Source organism: Halalkalibaculum sp. DA384 (assembly GCF_043951955.1).
Classification (GTDB): Bacteria; Bacteroidota; Rhodothermia; order Balneolales; family Balneolaceae; genus JAMQKA01.
Genome location: NZ_JBINJE010000073.1, coordinates 1 through 3,019 on the forward strand (window position 1 = coordinate 1; position 3,019 = coordinate 3,019).

Below are 3,019 nucleotides of genomic sequence, written 5' to 3' on the forward strand. Positions count from 1 at the left end.
CTGCACCCCCTTCGAACATCATTTACCGCTTTTCCATCATAACTGCCACAAGGGGGAACCCCCCGCGTTCTTCTTCCCGGTACCCCTTCGAAATTCATCATTTTTAATTCTTCATTCATAATTCCCATCCTCCGGTGGTGAATGGGGCACCCGCTGCCGCCTGTACAGGATCCCGGTTTCATCAGTTGAAAACTGCAGTATGATTTATATATGAAGATTTTACAGGTGCAAATTAAATGGAATTAGGAAAAACAACGGTTTTGCAAAGACTCCCCACAAAGGTCTCCTAAATAAAAAGGCATTAAAAGTTCAGAATAATATATGCTATCTTTACCAGCTTGATTCTAGAGTGATAAACTGGATGCATATGAGTGAACAAGACACAAGCCGGCTGGAAAAATTCCGTGTGCGCCGCGCGGAGATGAATGACAAGATTATGGACCTGGATCATCTCGGTATCAAACGATTTTTTAATCTCGATGCGAATACCTACCGAGATGGGGCCTTGTCTTCCCAAACCAAAGAGCTGCTGGGACTGGTGGCCTCAACAGTGATGCGCTGTAACGACTGTATCGACTACCACCTGGAGCAGTGTGCCGAAGCCGGGTTCAGCAAGCAGGAGATTGTTGACGCCCTGAATGTGGCGTTGACGGTGGGAGGGAGCATCGTCATTCCGCATCTTCGACACGCCGTTGAAACCCTGGAGCTGCTGGAAAAAGAGGGGGCGCTGGATTGAACAGGGATCGCATGGTTACATATTTGCAGCTTTCTGTTTTCGGGCTGTTTGCCCTTTGCCTGCTCAGCAGGCCGGCGCACGCCCAGATAGGAACCGGCCCGGTGGGAGCTGATTCGGTGCAGTCCACCCTGTTCCCGGCACTGGCATACGACTCGGACCTGGGACTTATCGGAGGCGGTCTGTACAGCCGGATTGACTACAGCGGGGGCGTTACTCCCTTCCGGAATTATATTAAATCTACGGCCCTGCTCTCCACCAGGGGCATGTTCAGCCTGGAGCTGGAATATGACCAGACGCAGACCTTCGGGACCGACATCCGCAGTACGCTCTCGATTTTTGCCTATCGTTTTATGTATGATTACTACTTCGGCATCGGGAACAACACCCCATTTGATGAGCAGCGGTTTGACGAGGAGTACTATTTTTTCGAATCAAAAAAGATTGAGGTTGCCTACGAAGGGCGCCAGCCGTTATTCAGGGACCGGGATGCCCGATTTGACCTGCTTTTTGGAATCGGCACGAAGTATGAGCTGCCGTCGGTAAAGGAAGAGGTCTCAAAGTTTAATGCAGACCGCCCGAAAGGGCTCTCGGGCGGGTGGATCAACACCGTCAGTACCGGTTTTATCTGGGAAAACAGGAACAGCGAGTTTGATCCCACGTCCGGCAACCGGGCGAAAGTGGAACTGCGCGCTTCCCCCACGTTTTTATTAAGTGATTACGGGCTGGTGACGCTCGAAGGCGATTTCCGCCAATACTTCCGGCTATTTAACTGGGTAACAGTGGCAAACCGGCTGCAAGGCCGCCACGCCTCCGGCGATCTCCCGTACTGGGAACTTTCTGCGCTCGGGAATAACGAGACGCTCAGGGGATATGCCCTGAACCGTTTCCTGGGGAATTCATCCATCGCCTACTCCCTGGAAGTGCGGAAATGGGTGTTCAACTTTCCCCGGTACCAGATCAAGCTGGGTGGACACTTTTTTACGGATGTGGGTCGTGTTTTTACGGAGAAGGATGACTGGGGCGACCTGTTTTCGGATTACAAGCAGACGGTGGGCGTGGGTGGCACGATGTCGCTGTTTAGTCCCGATTTTATCCTGCGGGGCGAAGCAGGATTTTCGGAGGATATGATGCGGATTTACGTGGGAATCGGATATACATTTTAACGTTTTAAACAAAAAGATATACGGTCAAAGCATGTCAACGGATCTAACCATACTGCTGACTTCAGCAATGGAGGATGCAGAGGATTTTTTGGAATGGAGCGGGGAGAAAGAGATCAGCGTTCTTCACCTTCCGCTCGAAAGATATGTGCCGCTTGAGACCGATACCGGCGACCTGCCCGCACTGCTGGAGGAAACTGAAAATATTATCTACGGTCACAAGCGAAACGCCCGTTTTTTTATTGAACAGGCCAGGGAGCAAAACCTGCTGGAAGTAATAAAAAATCGTATCAACCTGGTCAGCCACCAGCGTGCCGCGGATTACCTCGAAGAGCAGGGCGTCCCGGCGATATTTCCGGGCAGCGAAGAGCCGATTAAAATGCTGGAGTTTTTGATGCGCCTGCGCCGGCTGGGTACAGTGTTCTATCCCTGTGGCACCCACAAAAATGAAGAGATCCCCGGTCTGCTCAAGGAGCTCGATATTGAAGTCAACGAGCGGGCTTTTTACGAGTTGAAAGGACCGACCGGCAATGAGCTGGAGACCTACCAGGGCTGGATACGCGATCATCAACCCGATACCGTTGTCTGCCACTCACGGCGGGCCGTCAACCGTATCGGGGCCGCTTTTCCCGAGGTGTTTGCGTCAGCATCATCCATTATCGCCGGAGATCGGGCTGTGGCAGAGAAGCTTGCCGGCGACCACAAGGTACAGGCGGACGTGGTTGCCGAGGGCGACTGGCCCTCTATTTTTGAGCGGGTAAAGGAATTGGCAGGGGGATAGGTTGACCCTTTTGGCTTGACCCAAAAGGAACCAAAAACTCAAGAAGAATTTAACTCCTCGGGGCGGAATTCGTTTGTTGCCGCTGTTTAGGATCGTCGCCCGCCCCTCGTCAGACAGAAATTCTTCCGGTCTTGGGCATGATGCTATAACTCGTTCATACGATCTCCCCTTCGAAATTCATAATTTTTAATTCTTCATTCATAATTCCCATCCTCCGGTGGTGAATGGGGCACCCGCTCCGGCCACAGCAGGCGTGGATGTTGATGGTCCGTCACGCCGGCTGCCCGCTATCAAAGTCCTCACCGGCAGGGCATCCACCCCCGCCTGCTTCGGCTTCCGCAC

General features: G+C 52.3%; 3 protein-coding genes. All 3 read left to right on the plus strand.

Annotated elements, in window-relative coordinates; translation table 11 throughout:
- Positions 1-367 precede the first annotated feature (367 nt).
- From ACG2E4_RS18180 to ACG2E4_RS18190, 3 genes are read left to right on the plus strand one after another with little or no spacing between them, the layout of a single operon-like run.
- Positions 368-736, plus strand: coding sequence for a carboxymuconolactone decarboxylase family protein (locus ACG2E4_RS18180; RefSeq protein WP_395262545.1), 369 nt, complete (start codon positions 368-370; stop codon positions 734-736).
- A gap of 11 nt (positions 737-747) precedes the next feature.
- Positions 748-1,899, plus strand: coding sequence for a BamA/TamA family outer membrane protein (locus ACG2E4_RS18185; RefSeq protein ID WP_395262546.1), 1,152 nt, complete (start codon positions 748-750; stop codon positions 1,897-1,899).
- Positions 1,900-1,930: 31 nt separating this feature from the next.
- Positions 1,931-2,677 carry a uroporphyrinogen-III synthase gene (locus ACG2E4_RS18190; protein WP_395262547.1) on the plus strand — a complete coding sequence of 249 codons (747 nt, stop codon included), beginning with the start codon at positions 1,931-1,933 and terminating at the stop codon, positions 2,675-2,677.
- The last annotated feature ends 342 nt before the right edge of the window (positions 2,678-3,019 follow it).

What these genes read in the sequence shown, in the direction of transcription:
- ACG2E4_RS18180 (WP_395262545.1), top strand. Translation starts at nt 368, where the DNA reads ATGAGTGAACAAGACACAAGCCGGCTGGAAAAATTCCGTGTGCGCCGC.
- ACG2E4_RS18190 (WP_395262547.1), top strand. Translation starts at nt 1,931, where the DNA reads ATGTCAACGGATCTAACCATACTGCTGACTTCAGCAATGGAGGATGCA.
- ACG2E4_RS18185 (WP_395262546.1), top strand. Translation starts at nt 748, where the DNA reads ATGGTTACATATTTGCAGCTTTCTGTTTTCGGGCTGTTTGCCCTTTGC.